The sequence below is a fragment of the Streptomyces luomodiensis genome, from assembly GCF_031679605.1.
GTDB lineage: Bacteria > Actinomycetota > Actinomycetes > Streptomycetales > Streptomycetaceae > Streptomyces > Streptomyces luomodiensis.
Genome location: NZ_CP117522.1, coordinates 9,002,713 through 9,022,221, shown reverse-complemented (window position 1 = coordinate 9,022,221; position 19,509 = coordinate 9,002,713). Strand labels below are relative to the sequence as shown.

Below are 19,509 nucleotides of genomic sequence, written 5' to 3'. Positions count from 1 at the left end.
ACTTTTTCAATGTGGAACACGGGGGTGTGCTGCCGCCGGAGCGGGCCCCGCATGTCGATTCCGCTGTTGTTGCGAGAGATCTTGCGTTCAAGCCGGGCGTTCGTAATATGGCTGAAACACTCCCCCGGAGACACCTCGCCACATGGACATCACAGCGCGGGAACAGAACATCGCACGGGCACGCCTGAACTTCCTCCAGAGCGCGGAACCACCGGCTTCGGTCGTGCCCGAGAAGATCCGCGACTCCTGGCAGCGTTGCAAACACCTGGGGATCGGCATCGACGAGGTGACCGTTCCCTACCAGCCGGACTACGACCGGGAGAGCCGCCTGATCCGTGCGGCGGCACCCGTGCTGGACCGGCTGGAGCAGACGCTGGCCGGTTCCGACGTGTGTGTCATCGTCACCGACCGGAAGGGCTGGGTGCGCGATCGCCGCGTCGGGGAGGCGCGGCTGTCCGCCCATCTGGACCGGGTGAAGCTGGCGCCCGGATTCAGCTACGCGGAGCAGTTCGTCGGCACGAACGGCATCGGAATGGCACTGGAGGAGCGCCGCTCCTCCGTGGTGCTGGGCACCGAGCACTTCAACGAGCGCCTGCAGAAGGTTTCCTGCGCGGCCTCCCCGATCCGCAATCCGATCAGCGGGCGGGTCGAGGGCGCCATCAACCTGACCTGCTGGAACGGCCCGGCGGGCTCGCTGATGGCCGCCCTGGCGCAGGAGGCCGCCGACGACGTCGAGCGGATGCTGTACGAGTTCGGCACCACCTGTGAGCACGCCCTGCTGGAGGCGTTCCGGCAGGCGACCCACTACGGCAGCCGGCCCGTACTCTGCCTCGGCCAGGATCTGCTGCTCGCCAACTCCGCCGCGGCGGGACGGCTGACCGGCGACGACCACCGGCTGCTGCACGAGGCCGCGGCCGAGCTGGACCACGCCCCACGCACCCGCCGGAGGGTGCAGCTGACCGGTGGCCAGTCCGTGCTGGTGCGCTGCCGCCGGGTGGACGGCCCGGCCGGCAAGGCCGGCTATCTCCTGGACCTGACCTTCGACGACTCGCCGGCGGCGGAGGAACCGCACCGGACGGCAGGGAGCCGCTCCCCCGGCGGACCGGGTAAGCAGGGCGGACCGGGCAGCGGACCCACCAGGCCGTGCCCGCTGCCCGGACTGGCCGGAACCGATCCCGCGTGGAACACCGTGTCCCGCACGGCGGCGCGCTGCGCCCGTGACCGGGTGCCGCTGCTCATCTACGGCGAGGCCGGCACGGGGAAGTCCGCTCTGGCCCGCGCGGCACACGCGTTCGCCGGGGCGGCCTGGGCACCGGTGGTCATCGACGCCGCGGACCCCCGGTACGCGAACCCGCAGTACACGGACGCGCAGTACGTGAACCCGCAGCACGTGGACTCCCGGTACGCGGACGAGGCCACCGGTCCGGGTGACGCACCCCTCCCGGGCGGCCTGCCGCACGCACTGGGCTCCGCGCCCGCCGGCCCCGGCCGGACCCTGGTGCTGCGCCACCTCGACGCCGTGGCCACCGCGCAGGCTCCGGCCGTCGCCCAGGCGCTGTCCGCCGCGGCGGCGCGGGGCACGTGGATCGTGGCCACCTTGGGCCACACTCCCGAGGAACCGGACGCTCTGCTGCGCTGCTTCGCGGAGGCGGTCACCATACCGCCGCTGCGACACCGTCTGGCCGATCTGCCGGCGCTGGTCGAAACCCTGCTGCGGCGCGTCGACGCGGGAGTGGAGTGCGCTCCCGACGTACTGCCGCTGCTGCGCCGGCAGGACTGGCCGGGGAACGTCCGCCAGTTGGAGTCCGTGCTGCGCAAGGCCGCCGCGGGGCGCCGCACCTACCGCGTCGAATCCCGCGACCTGCCGCCGTCCCTGCACGCCGCCGGCCACCGGTCGCTGAGCGCCTGGGAGACCGCGGAGCGCGACACCCTGGTGGCGGCGCTGCTGGAGGCCGACGGCAACAAGCTGCTCGCGGCCCAGCGGCTCGGCATCTCACGCACCACGATCTACCGCAAGATGCGGGCTTACGGCATCACCCTGCCCGCACACCGCTGATCCGGCGCGGACGGCCGCGTCGTCGCCTCCTGGTGGGAAGCCGGTGTCCGCGTGGCGGAGGCGAGGAGTGCCAGTTTGTCGGCGTCGTCGCTGCCGGGGGCCGGGTGGTTGACGACGAGCCGCTGGCCCGGGGCACCGTCGATGCCCAGCCGCTCCCGGTGCAGCCGAAGGCCACCGACCTGGGGGTGGTCGACCCGTATGGATGCGCCTTCACACACCCGTACATCGTGGCGGGCCCAGAGCCGGCTGAAGTGGGGACTGGCGAGCGAGAGCTCGCCGACCAGCTCGATGAACCGGGGGTCGTCCGTATCGGTGCCGACGGACTCGCGGAAGCTGGCGACCATGCTCGCGATGGCGTTCTCCCAGTCCGGGTAGAGGGCCTGCTCGGCGGGGTCGAGGAACACGTCCCGCAGCCGGTTGGCCCCCACCGCGAGGCGCGGTGACAGAGCGGTCGCCAAGGCGTTGGCGGCGAGGACGTCGAAGTAGCGGCCCTCGACCCAGGCGGGGAGCGGGAGCATGGCGACGAGCTGGGCGATGCCGGCGGGTACGGTCTCCTTGCGGGGGCGGCGCCGGCGCCGTCGGGGTCGGCCGGCGCCGAGGCGCAGCAGATGTGCCGTCGCGGCGTCGTCGAGCTGGAGCACGCGGGCGAGCGACTCCAGGACCTGCACCGAGGGGTTGCGGTCGCGGCCCTGTTCCAGGCGCAGGTAGTAGTCGGCGCTGATGCCGGCGAGCATCGCGACCTCTTCCCGGCGCAGCCCCGGCACGCGCCGTACCCCCAGGACGGGGATGCCGGCCTGGTCCGGGGTGACGAGCTCGCGGCGGGCGCGCACGTAATCGCCCAGCAGGTTCGGTTCGTCGGTCATCTGGGCACTGTAATCCGCGCGACCGCGCGCGTGCCTGGTCCTGTCACCCCCAGGATCGCGGGGACCCTCGCTCGGTCAGGACCCGGGCGGCAACGTGGTCGCCCGAGGACGGTTTCCACGTCCCCGGCGCGGACGACCCGGCGCCGACGACCACGGCAAGGAGCGCGATCATGTCTACGTATCTGCTGGTGCACGGTTCCTGGCACAGCGGCCGGTGCTGGGACCGGGTGGTCCCGTTGCTGACGTCGGCCGGGCACCGGGTGCTCGCCCCGTCGCTGACCGGCTACGGCGACAAGGCACATCTGCTCAGCCCCGAGGTGGGGCTGAACACGCACGTCGACGACATCGTCGGGCTGATCACCGAGGAAGACCTCACCGAGGTGGTCCTCGTGGGACACAGCTACGCCGGGCTGGTCATCTCGTCCGTGGCCAACCAGGTCCCGGAGCGGATCGCACAGCTGGTCTACCTCGACGCGATGGTCCCGGAGGACGGCGAGACCGCGGCCGATGTCATGCCCGTGACCCAGTCCCTGATCGATCTCGCCATGAAGTCCGACAGCGGCTGGCGGGTTCCGCCGCTGCCCGAAATGCCGCCGCCGGCCGGCCTGTTCGGAGTCACCGACCCGGCGGACGTCGCCTGGCTGCGCACGATGCTGTCGGACCAGCCGGTGCGCTGCCTCCAGCAGCCGGTCCGGCTGGACAACCCGGCCGCGCGCGCGATCCCGCGGACGCACATCCACTGCGTCGCCAACAAGCCGGAAGGCTTCGACCGGCGCCCCGTCCCCGCGATCCAGCCCAACGGCACCCCGGCACAGGTGTGGGAACTGGCGACCGGCCACGACTGCATGATCACCATGCCGGCCGAGCTCTCCGAACTCCTGCTCAAGCTCGGCTGACACCGTGCCCCGCACCGGCGGTACGGTGCGGGGCATCCGGGTCACCACCCGGAACCACGTGTCACCGCGTCACGACGCCACCCGCTCGTCCCGCGCGTCGTCCGGGTGGGCGAGGCCGAGGTGGTCGCGCAGGGTCGGGCCCTCGTACTCCGTGCGGAAGACGCCCTGTTCCTGGAGCAGCGGCACGACCTTGTCGGCGAAGCCGTCGAGGCCGCCCGGGGTGATGTGCGGGACGAGGATGAAACCGTCGCTCGCGTCGGCCTGGACGAAGTCGTTGATGGTCTTCGCGACGGTGGCCGGGGAGCCGATGAAGCTCTGCCGGTTGCCGGTCTCGATGATGAGGTCGCGGATGGACCAGTTGTTGGCGGCGGCGAGCTCCCGCCACTCGCGGGCGGTGGCCAGCGGGTCGCGGTACATGCGCACCTGGGCCCGGCCCCGGGCGATGTGGTCCTCGCCGACGTCCGGATCGACGTCGGGGAGCGAGCCGTCCGGGTCGTAGGAGGACAGGTCCCGGTTCCAGACGAACTCCAGGTGCTTGATGGCCGTGGCCCCGCTGACCTGCTGGCGGCGCACCTCCTTGGCCAGTTCCTCGGCCTCGGCGTCGGTGTCGCCGAGGACGAAGGTCGCGGCGGGCAGGATCAGCAGCTGGTCGTGGCGGCGGCCGTACGCGGCCAGCCGGTTCTTGACGTCCGTGTAGAAGGCCTGGCCGTCCTGCAAGGTGGCGTACCGGCTGAAGATGGCGTCGGCGCTGGAGGCGGCGAACTCGCGGCCCTCGTCCGAGTCACCGGCCTGGAAGATGACCGGGCGGCCCTGCGGGGAGCGGGGCACGTCGAATTGGCCCTCGATGTCGAAGTGCCGGCCGGAGTGGACGAACGACCCGGCCTTCGCGTCGCGCAGGAAGGTGCCGTCGGCCTGGTCGGCGAGGATCTCGTCGCCGCGCCAGGAGTCGAAGAGTTCGCCCGCGGTGGCCAGGAACTCCTTCGCCCGCGAGTAGCGCTCCTCCTGCGGGAGGAATCCGCCGCGGCGGAAGTTCTCGCCGGTGAAGGCGTCCCATGAGGTGACGACGTTCCACGCGGAGCGGCCGCCGGAGAGGTGGTCGAGGCTGGCGAACTGCCGTGCCACTTCGTAGGGCTCGTTGAACGTGGAGTTGATGGTGCCGGTCAGGCCGAGGTGTTCGGTGACGGCGGCGAGCGCGGCCAGCACGGTGAAGGTGTCGGGGCGGCCCACGACATCCAAGTCGTAGATCTTCCCGCCCTGTTCGCGCAGCCGCAGCCCCTCGGCGAGGAAGAGAAAGTCGAACTTGGCGCGTTCGGCGGTGCGCGCGAAGTGGGCGAAGGAGCTGAACTCGATGTGGCTGCCGGCCTCCGGGTCGCTCCACACGGTGGTGTTGTTGACGCCGGGGAAGTGGGCTGCCAGGTGGATCTGCTTCAGCGGCTTGCTCATGGTCGTTCGGTGTCCCTCCGGCTCAGGCGGTCGCGGTGGCGGCGTAGCGGTTGGCGGGGCGGGCCAGGCCCAGCAGTCCGCGCAGGGTGTCGGCCTCGTAGGCGCGGCGGAAGACTCCCCGGCGCTGGAGTTCGGGGACCAGCTCCCGGGTGATCGCCGGGAGGTCGTGGCCGAGGACGGCCGGACGCAGCCGGAAGCCGCTCAGCCCCGCGGACCGCAACTCCTGGAGGAGGTCAGCGAGTTGGGCGGGCGTGCCGGTGAAGACGCGGGCGTCGCCGGCGTACGGGTATCCGGCGAGGGCGTCGAGCCGCTCACGTCGGGCCGTCGCGGCGGCCGGGTCGTCGTCGAGGAAGACCACGAGGTCACCGAAGATGTGCAGGGGCCGGCCGGCCCGGCCGGCCGCCTCCTGCTCGGCACGGATCTCCGCGACGATCGAGTGGGCCTCGCCGGGATCGTGCGGGGTGACGTAGCCGATGTCGGCCTGGCGGGCCACCAGCCGGTAGGCGACGGTCCGGTGCGCCAGGGCGCTGACGAGGGGCTGGCCCTGCGGCGGGCGGGGGGTGATGGAGGGGCCCTTCACGTTGAAGTGCCTGCCCTCGAAGTCGATGTAGTGCAGCTTGTCGCGGTCGATGAAGCGGCCGGTGGCGGTGTCCCGGATCTCCGCGTCGTCCTCCCAGCTGTCCCAGAGCCTGCGCACCACCTCCACGTAGTCGGCGGCCTCGTCGAAGAGGCCGGTCAGCACCTCCCGCGCGGCCGGGCTCTCGTAGTCGTCGAGGCGGGGGATCGTACGGCGGCCGAAGTGCGCGGCCTCGTTCGGGCGCGCGGTGACCCGCACCCGCAGACCGGCCCGTCCGGTGCTGACGTAGTCGAGGGTCGCGATGGCCTTGGAGATGTGGAACGGCTCGGTGTGGGTGACCACCGTGGTCGGGACCAGTCCTATGTGCCGGGTCAGCGGGGCGATACGGGCCGCGAGGAGGACGGCGTCCAGGCGTCCGCGGACCTGGTCGGTGCGGCCGTCCGGCTGGAGGCGGTGGGTGGACTGGAGGCCGAGGCCGTCCTCGAAGGTCACGAAGTCGAGCAGACCGCGCTCGGCCTCGGCGACCAGATCGGCCCAGTATCCGGCGGTGAACAGGTCCCGGGGCCGGGCCACCGGATCGCGCCAGGAGGCGGGGTGCCAGCCGGTCCCGTCGAGAGCGACGGCGAGGTGCAGCGGGGAAGAGGGTGTCGTGGACACAGGTGGGTGCCTTCCTGAAGGTCCGTACCAAGAGGGCCGGCCCTCCTGGGAAGCGTGGAGGGCACGGCGGCGGGCGAGCGCGGCGGGACGCGGTCCCCCGGCCGGCGGCTGGGGGAGGGTCAGGCGCGACAGAGCGCGCCGGCCACCCGCTGGAGATCGATGTGCGGCCGGGAGTGGAGGCGGATCCGGCGGCGCGGGTTCACGACGCGGGCGGGGCACGGGCGTCGCATGTGCCGCACCTCCGTTCCCTCGCGCCGTACGCACATCTCGTCGTAGTGCCCCAACAGCCGGGCATCGCGGTCTGTTCCCGGTGTGCGCGGATGAACGATCCGACTGACCGGCCGGGACAACCGGGGCGGCCGGGGCGGCCAGGCCGGCCGGGGCGGGTCACCGCCTCACAGGCCGAAGTCCTCCACGGTCGGGAACATGAACTCCAAGGGGTCGACCCGCCGGTCCGGCCGTTTGTCCGGGCCCAGCGGTGCCTGCTCCGTCCAGATGCACTTCCCCATCGGCGTGTAGCGGGTGCCCCAGTGCTGGGAGAGGGCGGTGACGAGTTGGAGTCCCCGGCCGCCTTCGTCGGTCTCCGTCGCGCGGCGGATGCGGGGCATGGTCAGGCTGCCGTCGAAGACCTCGCAGACCAGTCCGGCGGTGTGCAGCAGGCGCAGCCGGACCGGGCCCTTGGCGTGGCGTACGACATTGCCCACCAGCTCACTGGCCAGCAGCTCCGTGGTCGGGGTCAGTTCGTCCAGGCCCCAGAGCGACAGCTGCTCCCGTACGCACCGGCGGGCCTGCCCCGCGGCCTGCGGGGTTTCGGGCAGCGGCCAGGACACCACCTTGTCGTCCGGCAGGGCGTGCGGCCGGGTGACGAGGAGCGCCGCGTCGTCGGTCATCGGCGTGACGGCCGGGAGCAGTTCGGCCGTGAGGACGTCGCAGAGGCGTTCCAGGTCGCCGCCGTGGACGATGCCGTCCTGGTGCGCGGCGCGCAGGAGCCGGGCGAGGTCGGCCATACCCGTGTCGATGTCACGGTTGTCCGACTCGACCAGGCCGTCGGTGTAGAGCACGATGAGGGTGCCCTCGGGAACGGCCACCTCGGATGTCTCGAAGGGTGGCTCCGCGGCGCCCAGGGGCGGGTTGATGTCCAGGTCCGGGAAGTACACCTGGCCGTCCGGACGCACCACGGCGGGTGGCGGATGCCCGGCGCAGGCGATGCAGCAGGTCTTCGCGGTGGCGTCGTAGAGGGCGTACAGGCAGGTCACGTACGACTCCTCGGGCATGTCACCGACGATGTCGTTGAGGTTGCCCATGATCTCGTCGGGGGGCAGTTCGAGGTCGGCCAGGGTGTGGAGCGCGGTGCGCAGCCGGCCCATCGTCGTCGCCTCGGACAGACCGTGGCCCATGACGTCGCCGACGACGAGCGCGACCTGGCCGCCGGAGAGCGGGATGACGTCGTACCAGTCCCCGCCCACGTCCGTGCCCTGCCCGGCGGGGAGGTAGCGGGCGGCGGAGCTGCACACGGACAGCTGGGGCAGGGCATGCGGAAGCAGGCTGCGCTGTAGTTCACGCGACCGGGTGTGTTCGGCGTCGAAGAGCCGGGCGCGTTCCAGGGCCTGGGCGACGAGCGCACAGATCGCCGTCAGCAGGGTGCGCTCCTCGTCCGTGAGACGGCGTGGTTCGTCGAAGGCGACCACGCACACCCCGAAGGTGTGCCCGGAGGCGATCAGCGGCACGAACGCCCAGGCGCGCTTGCCGCCCCGCCCCGGCAGGTCGGCGAGGCCGGGGTAGCGGGTGACGTACTCCTCGACGGAGGACAGGAAGATCGGCGCACCGCTGAGAACCGACTCCCAGGCCGGATCACGCGATGTCCGCGGGCGGCCGTCGACCGTGGCGAGGAAGTCGTCGGAGTAGCCGACGGATCCCACGGCGTGCAGCCGGTTCTCCTCGATGACCTGCACCAGCAGGCCCCCGGCGCCGAACGGCGGCAGCACCCGCGTGGCGACCGCGTCCACCACGTCCCCCGAGGTCATCGCCTTGGACAGGCCCGCGGTGAGCTCGGCGATACGGGCCGCACGCTGGGCCGCGGCGCGCTCGGCCGCCCGGCGGTCCTCCTGGTGCCGCCGCTGCTCGGTGACATCGGTGAGGTAGAGGGTGCGGCCGTCGGGCCCCGGGACGAGCCGTACGTGGTAGCAGCGCCCGGTGTCCGGCATCGTCACGTCGAATCCCATGGACTCGTCGGCGGCCGCGGCCTGCCGGAAACGCTGCTCCAGGTCGGGGACCTGGCGCACGGCGGGCAGCTCCCACAGCACCCGCCCGAACAGCTCCTCCTCGGAGAAACCCAGCGTCCGCTCGGCTTCCAGGTTGACGAAGATGATCTTCCATTCCTCGTCCACGGCGAGGAAGCCGTCACTCATGTGCCGCAGCGCCCTGCTGAGGGCGTCACGGGCCGAACGGGATTCGTTGCTGTCCCACCCCATGCCGACCATCCGGACCGGATCGCCGTGGTCGTCGTACGTCGCCCGGCCGCGGGCCCGGGTCCAGCCCCATGTGCCGTCCAGCTTGCGCACCCGGTACTCGGCCTCGTACACGCCGTGATCCCTGATCGCCCGCTGCGCCGCGCCCAGGGTGGGCGGCAGGTCGTCGGGGTGAACGACGCCCATCCAGTTCTCGATCCGGCCGGTGAAGTCCTCCGGCCGGATGCCGTAGAGTTCCATGGCGGCCTCGTCATAGATCAGATCGCCGGTCTGGATGTGCCATTCCCAGGAGCCGACCTTGACGGCCTTGAGCGCCTGCCGGAGACGGTCGCCACCCTGTTCCTCCTGTGGTGGCCGGGCGGGCGGCGGCGCCTGACCCATGCGCTCCTCGAGCCAGGCGATCACGGACCGCAGGAAGTCCCACTGCTGGGGGCCGGGCTCGGCCATGACCAGGCTGAGCACGCCGATACTGCGTTCCCCGCTGAAGAACGGCATGGCGGCCAGGCCGGTCGCAGGCCACCGGGCCGCGGCGGGACCGCTGCAGCCGGTGGCCTCGGCGGGTTCGGTGGACTCCGGTGGCGATTCGGCGGACTCCGGTGGCGGTTCGGCGGGCTCCGGTGGCACCCACACACCCGTGCCGCGGCGCAGGGCACGGGCCGGAGCCGACGGACCCTCCTGGTCGATGATCTCCCAGGTACGGGTGAGGGCGGAGGGGAGACCGACCGACGAGACCAGCCGCAGCGCGGACATGGGGCCACGCAGATGGACGGTTCCGCCCAGGGCACCCAGCTCTGCCGCGGCGTGGTGGAGGGCCAGCCGGAAGACTTCACTCTCCGTGACACCAGGGGCCACCGAGGCGAGCAAAGCCAACCGCGCGCTCATGACGTAAAGCTTACAAATGTATGGCCTGTACAGCACTCTTTCCGCTGGATCCCGGACAACTCCGGCACTGGGCAACGCCGCCGCGACGTGGCACGATCGCGCAGGTGACCAGCAGACCCACCGCAGCGCAGCAGCTGCGCGACCTCGCGCGGCTGCGCCGCGTCCGCGACCGGATCGACCGGGAGTACGCCCAGCCGCTGGACGTCGAGGCGCTGGCCCGCGGCGTGAACATGTCGGCCGGGCACCTCAGCCGCCAGTTCCGGGCCGCCTACGGCGAGTCGCCGTACGGCTATCTGATGACCCGGCGGATCGAGCGCGCGATGGCGCTGCTGCGCCGAGGCGACCTCAGCGTGACCGAGGTCTGTTTCGCGGTCGGCTGCGCGTCACTGGGCACCTTCAGCACGCGCTTCACCGAGTTGGTCGGTATGCCGCCCAGCGTCTACCGGCGCGAGGCGGCGCGCGCGACCGCGGGGATGCCGCCCTGCCTGGCGAAACAGGTGACCAGACCGATCAGGAATCGAGAAGCGCGGGCCACCGGCCGCGGCTAGCGTGACGGCCATGGACATCACCATTCACACCAGCGTCCTCCCGCACGACGACCCGGACGCCGCCCTGGCCTTCTACCGCGACATCCTCGGCTTCGAGGTCCGCAACGACGTCGGAAGCGGCGCGATGCGGTGGATCACGGTCGGCCCCGTCGGCCAGCCCGACACCTCCATCCTCCTGGCACCGCCGGCCGTCGACCCGGGGATCACCGACGACGAACGCCGCACCATCACCGAGATGATGGCCAAGGGCACCTACGGCTGGATCCTCCTGGCCACGAAGGACCTCAACGCCACCTTCGAGAAGGTGCAGGCCGCCAACGCCGAGGTGATCCAGGAGCCGACCGAGCAGCCGTACGGCGTCCGCGACTGCGCCTTCCGCGATCCGGCCGGCAACCAGATCCGCATCCAGGAACTGCGCTGAGCCACCCGCGCTCGCGACCGTGACCGACCCGGCCGGTCGTGGCCGGGTCGGCCGGGCGTGACCGGCGCGCCGGCGGCCGGTGCCCTGAAACAGCACCACACCGCGCGTCGCAGCAGTCACCGGCGGCTGCGCGACACTCCCGTCGCCGTCGCCCTGCACCGAGGTCGGTGCGGTAGTACTCGTAGCCCTCGACACCGTGCCGCCCGCCCAGTGCACATGCCTCCTCGGCGGTGTCCGGGAACGGCGGTCGGCCGCGGCGGCGGCCAGGGCATGACCGCCGGAGGCGCGGATGCCCGTCTGACGCAGGTGGCGCCCACGACGTGGAGGCGAGACCTGGCCCTGCTCCGCGACGAGGTACGTCTCGCCTGACCCGGCCGGTGGCGCGGTCACAGGACGAGCATGAGCTTGCCGCCGGGCCGGCGGGACTGGCTGAGCTTGGCCGCCTCCTGGATCTGGTCGAGCGTGTAGGTGCGGGCGACCGGTACGGCCAGGACGCCTTCGCCGGCCAGCCGGGCGAACTCACCCATCAGGTCGTAGCGCATGTCGATGCTGGTGATCCGGGTGCCCAGTTCGGCCGCGGCGGCGAAGTCGGAGACGGTGAGGACGCGGTCGGGGTCCCCGGTCAGCTCGATCAGGGTCGGCAGCGAACCACCGGCCGGGCTGGCCTGGTCGGCGCGGTCGATCCGGCCGCCGGTCGGGGACGTGTCCAGGGCGCGGTCGACGCGGCCTCCGGCCAGTGCGGCGACGCGTTCGGCCATACCGTCACCGTAGCCGGTCACCTGGGCGCCGATCTCTTCCAGGGCGGCGGCCCGCGTCGGCCCGGCGGTGGCGATCACCCGGATGCCCCGGTGCAGCGCGAAGCGCACCGCCGCCTCACCCACGGTGGCGCCCGCGCCATGGACGAGCAGCAACTCGCCCGGCTGGACGCCGAGGTCGTCGAGCGCGCGCCACGCCGTCTCGGCCGCCATCGGCAGCGCGGCGGCCTGCTCGGCGGTGACGCCCTCGGGAATGTGGGCCCAGGCCTCCATCAGCGCATACTCGGCGGCCCCGGCCGTCGGGCCGTCGAAGATCGCCGGGCCGAACACCCGGTCGCCGATCTCGACGCCGATGACGCCCTCACCGAGCGCGTCGACGGTGCCCGCGACCTCGAGGCCGAGCCCGCGCGGCAGCGGCGGCAGCTGGTCGCCGAAGAGGCCGTCGACCACCCCCCAGTCGGCCGGGGTCAGGCCGCACGCCCGCACGGCGATCCGGATCCGGCCGGGTCCCGGTTCCGGCTGCGGGACGTCGCGGAGCACGATCACGTCCGGGGATCCGAATCGGTCGAACTGAAGAGCCTTCATGACGATCTCCCGCTCTGATGATGACAGCATCTGTTGTCATCCCACCCTAGCATCGTGATGACAGCGTCTGCTGTCATATGCTGGTGGACATGCCACGATGGGAGTCCGACGCACAGGGTCGGCTTGAGCGCGCGGCGCTCGAGCTGTTCGAGAAGCAGGGGTTCGAACGCACCTCGGTCGCGCAGATCGCGCGCGCCGCCGGTCTGACCGAGCGCTCCTTCTACCGCTACTTCCCCGACAAGCGGGAAGTCCTCTTCGCCGGCAGGGAGCTCGAGGCCCACCTCGTCGCCCAGGTCGAGGCGGCCGACCCGGACCTCGCGCCCTTCGAGACGCTGCTGGCCGCACTGGGGACCGCCGACGAGATCTTCCGCCCGCGCGAGTTCCTGCTGCGCCGCGCCACGGTGATCGCCGCCAACCCGGCACTGGCCGAACGCGATCTGATCAAGCTCGCCGACATCGCCGACGCGCTGACGCGGGCGCTCGAGCGCCGCAGCGTCGAGCCCGGCCAGGCACGCTTCATCATCGACGTGGCGATAGCGATCTCCCGGCGCGCCACGTCCCGCTGGCTGGCCGACCCGGACGCCACCTTCTCCGAGCTCGTCGCCCAAGCCGCTGCCGAGCTGGGCGAGGCGGTCACGCCGCCGGCCCCGACGGTCCGCTGAGTCCGCCGAGTCCGCTGGGTCCGCCGTGCACGGCAGCAGCGCCCAGCTGGTACTCCCGTGCGGTTTCGGGATCGGATCGCCGCTGCGGGCGGGGCGCTGCGGGTCGGTGAGCCGGCCCGGGGCCGCGCCGGCGGGGACGTACGGGGACCACCGGCGCCCCGCCGGTCGGTGGCTGAGCGCGCGTCAGACCAGGTCGGGGTGGCGGTGCCGGACGGGGCTGACGGTTTCCAGCGCGGCGGCCAGGCGCAGGATGGTGGCCTCGTCGTACCAGCGGGAGACGAGCTGGACGCCGATCGGCAGGTGGCCGGCGGCGGTGGCCCCGAACGGCAACGACAGCGCCGGCAGACCGGTGAGGTTGAACGGCACGGTCGCCCGCATGATCCCGCGTGCTTCCACGGTCACGTCGCCGACCTGGAACGACGACTGGGCGTGCGGCGGCGCGGGGATGGGGCACACCGGGCACAGCAGTGCGTCGTAGCGCTCGAAGTACCCGGCGAACAGCGAGCTGAGCACCTCCACTTGCCGCTGTGCGGCGAGGTAGTCGGCCGAGGTCACCTCGGGTGCGGTGAGCGTCCGCTGGATGATCGGGTGCACATCGGATGCGCGGCCGGCCACCACCTGCCGGAAGTACGGCACCACTTCGGCGGTGTACAGCACCGCGCTCAACGCGGTGCAGTCGATCGCCTCCAGCCCGGCCGGCGGGGCGGGTTCGACCACACAGCCCAGCTCCCGCAACGCGTCCGCGGCGGCGGAGACGGTGGCGGTCACCTCGCGGTCCACCGGGCCGAACGCGGGATCGCTCGCCCAGCCCACCCGCACCCCGGCCAGGTCCCGCGCTCCGTCCCCGTACGGCGGCGACGGCGGCGACGGTGGCGAGTGGCGTACGTACCCGTCGGCGCCATCGGGCCCGGCGAGAACCCGGAGGGCGGCCGCGATGTCCCGCACACTGCGGGCCATCGGGCCGACATGCCAGTAGCGACGGGGAACTTCGGGCCAGTGCCCGGTGATCGGTATCCGCCCCCGGGTCGCCTTCAGGGCGACGATGCCCGTGTCGTGAGCCGGGCCGCGCACCGAGATGGCCACGTCGCTGCCCAGCCCCAGCGGCGACATCCCCGCGGCGATCGCGGCCGATTCGCCACCGCTGGAGCCGCCCGGTGTCCGCTCGCCGTCCCAGGGGTTGCGGGCCCTGCCGACCAGCGGATTGTCGGTCTCGGTCCAGTAGGAGAACTCCGGCAGGTTCGTCTTGGCCAGCGGAATCCCACCGGCCGCCCGCAACCGTGCCACCGCGGTCGCGTCGGTGGTGGGAACCCGATCCCGGAACAGCGTTGAGCCGCGTGTGGTCACCACTCCCGCCACGTCCAGCGCGTCCTTCACGGTGAACGGCACACCGTGCAACGGCCCCACCGCGTCACCGGCCGCCACCGCCTCGTCCGCGGCGCGTGCCGCGGCGAGTCCCTGCTCGGCCAGCACCGTCACCATGGCGTTGACCTTCGGATCGACCGCCTCGATGCGGTCCAGATGGGCCCGCATCACCTCCACCGCGGACACCTGCCGTCTGGCGATCAGCCCCGCCAGCGCGGTCGCGTCCTGGTAGTGGAGTTCGTCCTCGGCCATCGGCACTCCCTCACGCATCCAGCAGGTTCTCCGCTGTTTCCCGCAGCGTATCCCCGATGTCCCGGTGGTCCTCGAGGCACCCGCTCATCATCGCTCCGTCGCGCAGCACCATCAGCGTCCGCGCCACGGGGCCACAACTCCCCCGCCCCCAACTCCACTTGGCCGCGACGGCGACCACACGCCGCATCGCGTCACCTATTTGACCGGTGACGAATCCTGTGCGACAGTCCTGGCACACACGGACGCCCGCGGCCCGCAGGCCGGTCCGGGGAAAGGACACGGAAGGTTGCGCATGATCAGCAGGCGTGGGTTCGGCAGGGCCGTGGGGGCGGGTACGGGCGCGGCGGCCGTCGCGCTGGCCGGCCTGGAGGGTCTGTCGGCTGTCTCCGCCGCGCGGAGCAGCGGGGCCACGGCACCGGACGTGCCCCCGGCCGCCCCCGGCACACACACCTCGTTCGCCTCGCTGAAGCAGGTCAGGGCCGGGCTGCTGGACATCGGTTACGCCGAGGTGGGTCCCGCCCACGGCCCCGTGGTCATCTGCCTGCACGGATGGCCTTACGACATCCACAACTTCGTCGACGTCGCTCCCCTGCTGGCGGCGGAGGGCTACCGGGTCGTCGTTCCCTACCTCCGTGGTCACGGCACGACGCGTTTCCTCTCCTCCCGCACGTTCCGCAACGCGCAGCAGTCGGCCATCGCCCTCGACATCGTCGCCCTGATGGACGCCCTGAAGATCGAGAAGGCCGTGCTCGCCGGTTTCGACTGGGGGTCGCGGACCGCCGACATCATCGCCGCCCTCTGGCCCGAGCGCTGCAAGGCCCTGGTGTCGGTGAGCGGCTACCTCATCACCGACCTCGAGGCCAACAAGCAGCCGCTGCCGCCGAAGGCCGAATACGCCTGGTGGTACCAGTACTACTTCGCCACCGAGCGGGGCCGGCTCGCCATGGAGGACACGGCCAAGCGGCACGACCTGGCCCGGCTCGTCTGGGACACCGTCTCGCCGACATGGGACTTCGACGACGCCACCTTCGACCGCACGGCGGCGGCCTTCGAGAACCCCGACTACGCCGCCATCGTGCTCCACAACTACCGCTGGCGGCTGAGCCTCGCCGACGGTGAGCGCCGCTACGACGGCCTCGAGAAGCGACTCGCCGCACGGCCGGTCATCGAGGTGCCGACGATCACCCTCGACGCCGAGCGCGACCCCTTCACGGCGCCGGGCGACGGCAGCTCCTACCGGGACAGGTTCACCGGCACGTACGACCACCGCACCCTGGCGGGCATCGGCCACAACCTGCCCCAGGAGGCGCCCACGGCGTTCGCCCAGGCCGTCGTGGACGTGGACCACTTCTGACGGCCCGTCCCCGGCGCGACGCGGGCGGTGGCCACGGAGCTGCTCGAGCAGTGGCAGCGCCAGGTGGCCGCGGGCATCCGGCGCATGCGGGACATCGGTGGGGTGGACGCCGACCTGGACGCCGACACCCGTGCGGCAGCGCTGCCGCGGATGCGCCACGGCACCTCGTACGGCCTCCGCTTGCGCTACAGTGGCGAGTGACCTTCGCTGTGTGACGAGGAGACCAGACATGGTGGGTGACGACGACATCTCCGGGTGATACCCGGATCTGACAGGCCACCGGCCGGTGCCCAGGAGCATCGCCGTCGTGGCCATGCGGTCGTCTCCCCTTTTCCATGTTCCGGGCGGCACTTGTCCGTGTGCCCGTATCGCATTCGAGGTCTCTTTCATGTCCGACGCCTCCGTCATCTGCTCGAACCTGTCCTTCTCCTGGCCCGACGACACACCGGTCTTCGCAGACCTGTCCTTCACCGTGGGCGGCGGACGCACCGGTCTGGTCGCGCCCAACGGCTCCGGCAAGAGCACCCTGCTCAAGCTGATCGCCGGTGAACTGCGGCCCGCCACCGGGTCGGTGTCGGTGAGTGGCACGCTCGGCTACCTCCCGCAGAGCCTGCCGCTGACCGGTGACCTCACGGTGGCCGAGGTCCTGGGCGTGGCCGAGGTCATCCGGGCCCTGGACGCCGTCGAATCCGGGGACGTGAGCGAGGAGCACTTCACGACCATCGGCGACGACTGGGACATCGAGGAACGCACCCGCGCCCAGCTGGACCGGCTCGGCCTGGGCCACCTCGCCCTCGACCGGAGCCTGAACACGCTCAGCGGCGGTCAGGTCGTCTCGCTCGGCCTGGCGGCCCAGCTGCTGAAGCGGCCCGATGTGCTGCTGCTCGACGAACCGACCAACAACCTCGACCTCGACGCACGCCACACGCTCTACGAGGTGCTGACGGACTGGACCGGCTGTCTGCTGCTGGTCAGCCACGACCGCGCGCTGCTGGACCGCATGGACCGCATCGCCGAACTCGGCCCCCGTGAACTGCGCGGTTACGGAGGGAACTTCACCGAGTACGAAGCGGCCGTGCGGGCCGAGCAGGAGGCCGCCGAACGAAACGTCCGCAACGCGGAGCAGGAGCTGAAGCGGGAGAAGCGGGAGATGCAGCAGGCGCGCGAACGCGCCGAGCGGCGCGCGAGCAACGCCGCCCGCAACCTCAAGAGCGCGGGCCTGCCCCGTATCTTCGCCGGGAACATGAAACGAGGCGCCCAGGAGGCCGCCGGGCGGGCGGGGCAGATGCACGCCGCCCGGGTCAGCGAGGCCAAGGCCCGGCTGGACGAGGCGGGACGTGCCCTGCGCGACGAACAGCGCATCACCCTGGATCTGCCGGACACCAGCCTCCCGGCCGGGCGCACCGTCTTCCTCGGCGAGCGGTTGCAGGTCCGCCACGGCGAACGGCCCCTGTTCGCCGGGGAGGGCGTGGACCTGTCGATCCGCGGTCCCGAACGGATCGCCCTGACCGGTCCCAACGGCGCGGGCAAGACCACGCTGCTGCGCCTGGTCAACGGCGACCTCGAGAGGGACGGCGGGCAGGTGGCGCGGGCCGACGGGCGGATCGCCTACCTCTCGCAGCGGCTCGACCTGCTGGACCTCGACCGCACCGTGGCCGAGAACTTCGCCGCGTTCGCCCCGGACAGGGCGGAGGCGGAGCGCATGAACCTGCTCGCCCGCTTCCTCTTCCGGGGTTTCCGCGCCCATCTCCCGGTCGGGGTGCTGTCCGGCGGCGAGCGGCTGCGGGCCACCCTGGCCTGCGTCCTGTGCGCCGAACCGGCCCCGCAACTGCTGCTGCTGGACGAGCCGACCAACAACCTCGACCTGGTCAGCGTGGGCCAGCTGGAGAGCGCCCTGGGCTCCTACCAGGGGGCCTTCGTGGTGGTCAGCCACGACGAGCGGTTCCTCACCCGGATCGGCGTGGACCGCTGGCTGCGGCTGGCCGACGGCGAGCTGACGGAAACCGGGGCCCCGGAGGTGTGAACCGCTGACGTGTCGACCGGGCCCGCGCCCGAGGTGGGTCACCCGGCGGGCCAAGAAAACGATCACGTTGGAGGCCACCACCATGCCCCAGCCCGCCCTGCTCACCCACGACCTCGTCCGTACGCTCGGCACCCGCCGGGTCATCGACGGGCTCTCCCTCACCGCGTCCCCCGGTCACCGCATCGGCCTGATCGGGGAGAACGGTGCCGGCAAGTCGACCCTGCTGCGTCTGCTCGCCGGGGTGGACGAGCCCGACGCCGGGAGCGTCACGCGCCCGGCCGACCTGGGCTTCCTGCACCAGGAGATGCCGTTCGACGCCACGGCGACGATGGCCGACGTACTGGACGACGCCCTGCGCGAGGCACGCGAGGACCTCGCGGAGCTCGAGCGCCTCACCGAGCGGCTCGCCCGCACCCCGCAGGACTCCCCCGGCTACGCCGAACTGCTCGACACCTACGGCGCGCGGCTCGAAGGCGCTCAGGAGCGACAGGCGTGGGACGCCGACCGGCGCGCCGCGATCGTGCTCGACGGGCTGGGCCTCGGCACGGTCCGGCACGACCGGTCGCTCGGCTCGCTCTCCGGCGGGCAGCGCGGCCGGCTGGCGCTGGCCGCGCTGCTGGTCCGGCGGCCTTCGGCACTGCTGCTGGACGAGCCGACCAACCACCTCGACGACAGCGCCGCCGCCTTCCTGGAGGAACAGGTGCGCGGCCTGCCCGGGGCCGTGGTGGTGGCCAGCCACGACCGGGCCTTCCTCGACGCCGTCTGTACGGATCTGATCGACCTCGACCCGGCGATGGACGGTCCGGTCCGGTACGGCGGCAACTACAGCGCCTATCTGGCCGAGAAGGAGGCGGAGCGAGCGCGCTGGGAGCAGCGGTACGCCGAGGAGCAGGAGGAACTGGCGGCGCTGCGCCGGTCGGCCCAGGTCACCGCGCGGCTGGTCGCCCCGGACCGCGAGCGGCGGGACAACGAGAAGATGGGCTACGGCCACCGCGCCGGCCGGGTGCAGAGCCAGATCTCCCGGCGGGTGCGCAACGCCGCCCGCAGACTGGACGAACTGCAACGCGCCCAGATCGGTGAGCCGCCGCGGCCGCTGCGCTTCCGGCGCACCGCGCTCGCCGAAGGGTCGGCGGCCGGCACCGTCGTCTCGCTGCGCGAGGTGCGGGTGCCGGGCCGGCTCACCATCGGCCGCCTCGATGTGTCGGCGACCGAGCGCCTGCTGGTCACGGGAGGAAACGGGGTGGGCAAGTCGACCCTGCTGACGGTGCTCGCCGGGCGGCTCCCGGCGGAGGGTGAGGTACGGCGACGGCGGGGGCTGACGGTGGAGCTGCTGGCGCAGGACACCGCCTTCGACCGACCGGACCGGACCGTCCGGGACACCTATGAGCTTTTCCTCGGCGCCGAGCGGGCGGAGGCGGTCCCGCTGACCTCACTGGGCCTGCTCCACGAGGCGGACCTGGACAAGCGGGTGGGGCGGTTGTCGGTCGGCCAGCGCCGTCGGCTCGCGCTGGCGCTCCTGGTGGCGCGCCCTCCGGAACTGCTGCTGCTCGACGAGCCCACGAACCATCTGTCGCCACGGCTGTGCGACGAACTGGAGGCCGCGTTCGGCACCGGCCCCGGTGCGATCGTCCTGGCCAGCCACGACCGCTGGCTGCGGAAGCGCTGGCAGGGCCGGGAGCTCCGGCTGCGGTGAACGCCGCCGTGG

Annotated in this window: 16 protein-coding genes; 9 read left to right on the top strand and 7 right to left on the bottom strand. The window is 72.2% G+C overall.

All coding sequences use genetic code 11. The annotated features are described in order from the left end of the window. Window positions 1–142 precede the first annotated feature (142 nt). On the top strand, window positions 143–2,056 hold the full coding sequence (locus PS467_RS37990; RefSeq protein ID WP_311039068.1) for a sigma-54-dependent Fis family transcriptional regulator: 1,914 nt from the start codon (window positions 143–145) through the stop codon (window positions 2,054–2,056). Here the strand turns inward: PS467_RS37990 and PS467_RS37985 are convergent. Further along, window positions 2,026–2,919 (bottom strand): helix-turn-helix domain-containing protein, encoded by an 894-nt coding sequence (locus PS467_RS37985; RefSeq protein WP_311039067.1) that lies wholly within the window; start codon window positions 2,917–2,919, stop codon window positions 2,026–2,028. The two genes, PS467_RS37990 and PS467_RS37985, sit on opposite strands and share 31 nt — an antisense overlap. 170 nt (window positions 2,920–3,089) lie before the next feature. Here PS467_RS37985 and PS467_RS37980 point away from each other — a divergent pair, with 170 nt between their 5' ends. Continuing rightward, the gene (locus tag PS467_RS37980; protein ID WP_311039066.1) at window positions 3,090–3,815 is read left to right on the top strand and encodes an alpha/beta hydrolase; all 726 of its coding nucleotides are present in this window, start codon (window positions 3,090–3,092) and stop codon (window positions 3,813–3,815) included. A 69-nt stretch (window positions 3,816–3,884) separates the two neighbouring features. On the opposite strand, the gene PS467_RS37975 is transcribed toward PS467_RS37980, so the two are convergent. The 4 genes from PS467_RS37975 to PS467_RS37960 form a co-directional block, all read right to left on the bottom strand. Then, window positions 3,885–5,258 (bottom strand): NtaA/DmoA family FMN-dependent monooxygenase, encoded by a 1,374-nt coding sequence (locus tag PS467_RS37975; protein ID WP_311039065.1) that lies wholly within the window; start codon window positions 5,256–5,258, stop codon window positions 3,885–3,887. A gap of 22 nt (window positions 5,259–5,280) precedes the next feature. Continuing rightward, entirely contained in the window at window positions 5,281–6,492 is a 1,212-nt protein-coding gene (locus PS467_RS37970) for an LLM class flavin-dependent oxidoreductase (protein ID WP_311039064.1), read from the bottom strand. Window positions 6,493–6,611: 119 nt separating this feature from the next. Continuing rightward, window positions 6,612–6,722 (bottom strand): putative leader peptide, encoded by a 111-nt coding sequence (locus tag PS467_RS37965; protein ID WP_311039063.1) that lies wholly within the window; start codon window positions 6,720–6,722, stop codon window positions 6,612–6,614. Between the two features lie 165 nt (window positions 6,723–6,887). Further along, window positions 6,888–9,842, bottom strand: a complete 2,955-nt coding sequence (locus PS467_RS37960) for a SpoIIE family protein phosphatase (protein WP_311039062.1) — start codon at window positions 9,840–9,842, stop codon at window positions 6,888–6,890. A 104-nt stretch (window positions 9,843–9,946) separates the two neighbouring features. On the opposite strand from PS467_RS37960, the gene PS467_RS37955 reads away from it, so the two are divergent. Both PS467_RS37955 and PS467_RS37950 read left to right on the top strand, forming a co-directional pair. Further along, entirely contained in the window at window positions 9,947–10,390 is a 444-nt protein-coding gene (locus PS467_RS37955; protein ID WP_268976234.1) for a helix-turn-helix transcriptional regulator, read from the top strand. A 10-nt stretch (window positions 10,391–10,400) separates the two neighbouring features. Then, on the top strand, window positions 10,401–10,811 hold the full coding sequence (locus PS467_RS37950) for a VOC family protein (protein ID WP_311039061.1): 411 nt from the start codon (window positions 10,401–10,403) through the stop codon (window positions 10,809–10,811). A 386-nt stretch (window positions 10,812–11,197) separates the two neighbouring features. Here PS467_RS37950 and PS467_RS37945 read toward each other — a convergent pair whose 3' ends face one another. After that, window positions 11,198–12,151 carry an NADP-dependent oxidoreductase gene (locus PS467_RS37945; protein WP_311040086.1) on the bottom strand — a complete coding sequence of 318 codons (954 nt, stop codon included), beginning with the start codon at window positions 12,149–12,151 and terminating at the stop codon, window positions 11,198–11,200. An 89-nt stretch (window positions 12,152–12,240) separates the two neighbouring features. On the opposite strand from PS467_RS37945, the gene PS467_RS37940 reads away from it, so the two are divergent. Further along, on the top strand, window positions 12,241–12,813 hold the full coding sequence (locus tag PS467_RS37940; RefSeq protein WP_311039060.1) for a TetR/AcrR family transcriptional regulator: 573 nt from the start codon (window positions 12,241–12,243) through the stop codon (window positions 12,811–12,813). A 183-nt stretch (window positions 12,814–12,996) separates the two neighbouring features. On the opposite strand, the gene PS467_RS37935 is transcribed toward PS467_RS37940, so the two are convergent. Beyond that, a complete protein-coding gene (locus PS467_RS37935; protein ID WP_311039059.1) occupies window positions 12,997–14,427 on the bottom strand; it encodes an amidase in 1,431 nt (476 codons plus the stop codon). 292 nt (window positions 14,428–14,719) lie between these two features. On the opposite strand from PS467_RS37935, the gene PS467_RS37930 reads away from it, so the two are divergent. The 4 genes from PS467_RS37930 (at window position 14,720) to PS467_RS37915 (ending at window position 19,497) form a co-directional block, all read left to right on the top strand. After that, window positions 14,720–15,781, top strand: coding sequence for an alpha/beta fold hydrolase (locus PS467_RS37930; protein ID WP_311039058.1), 1,062 nt, complete (start codon window positions 14,720–14,722; stop codon window positions 15,779–15,781). 27 nt (window positions 15,782–15,808) lie between these two features. Then, window positions 15,809–15,982 carry a hypothetical protein gene (locus PS467_RS37925; RefSeq protein ID WP_311039057.1) on the top strand — a complete coding sequence of 58 codons (174 nt, stop codon included), beginning with the start codon at window positions 15,809–15,811 and terminating at the stop codon, window positions 15,980–15,982. Window positions 15,983–16,169: 187 nt separating this feature from the next. Then, window positions 16,170–17,804 (top strand): ribosomal protection-like ABC-F family protein, encoded by a 1,635-nt coding sequence (gene abc-f, locus PS467_RS37920; RefSeq protein WP_311039056.1) that lies wholly within the window; start codon window positions 16,170–16,172, stop codon window positions 17,802–17,804. 82 nt (window positions 17,805–17,886) lie between these two features. Further along, the gene (locus PS467_RS37915; protein ID WP_311039055.1) at window positions 17,887–19,497 is read left to right on the top strand and encodes an ABC-F family ATP-binding cassette domain-containing protein; all 1,611 of its coding nucleotides are present in this window, start codon (window positions 17,887–17,889) and stop codon (window positions 19,495–19,497) included. Window positions 19,498–19,509 lie beyond the last annotated feature (12 nt).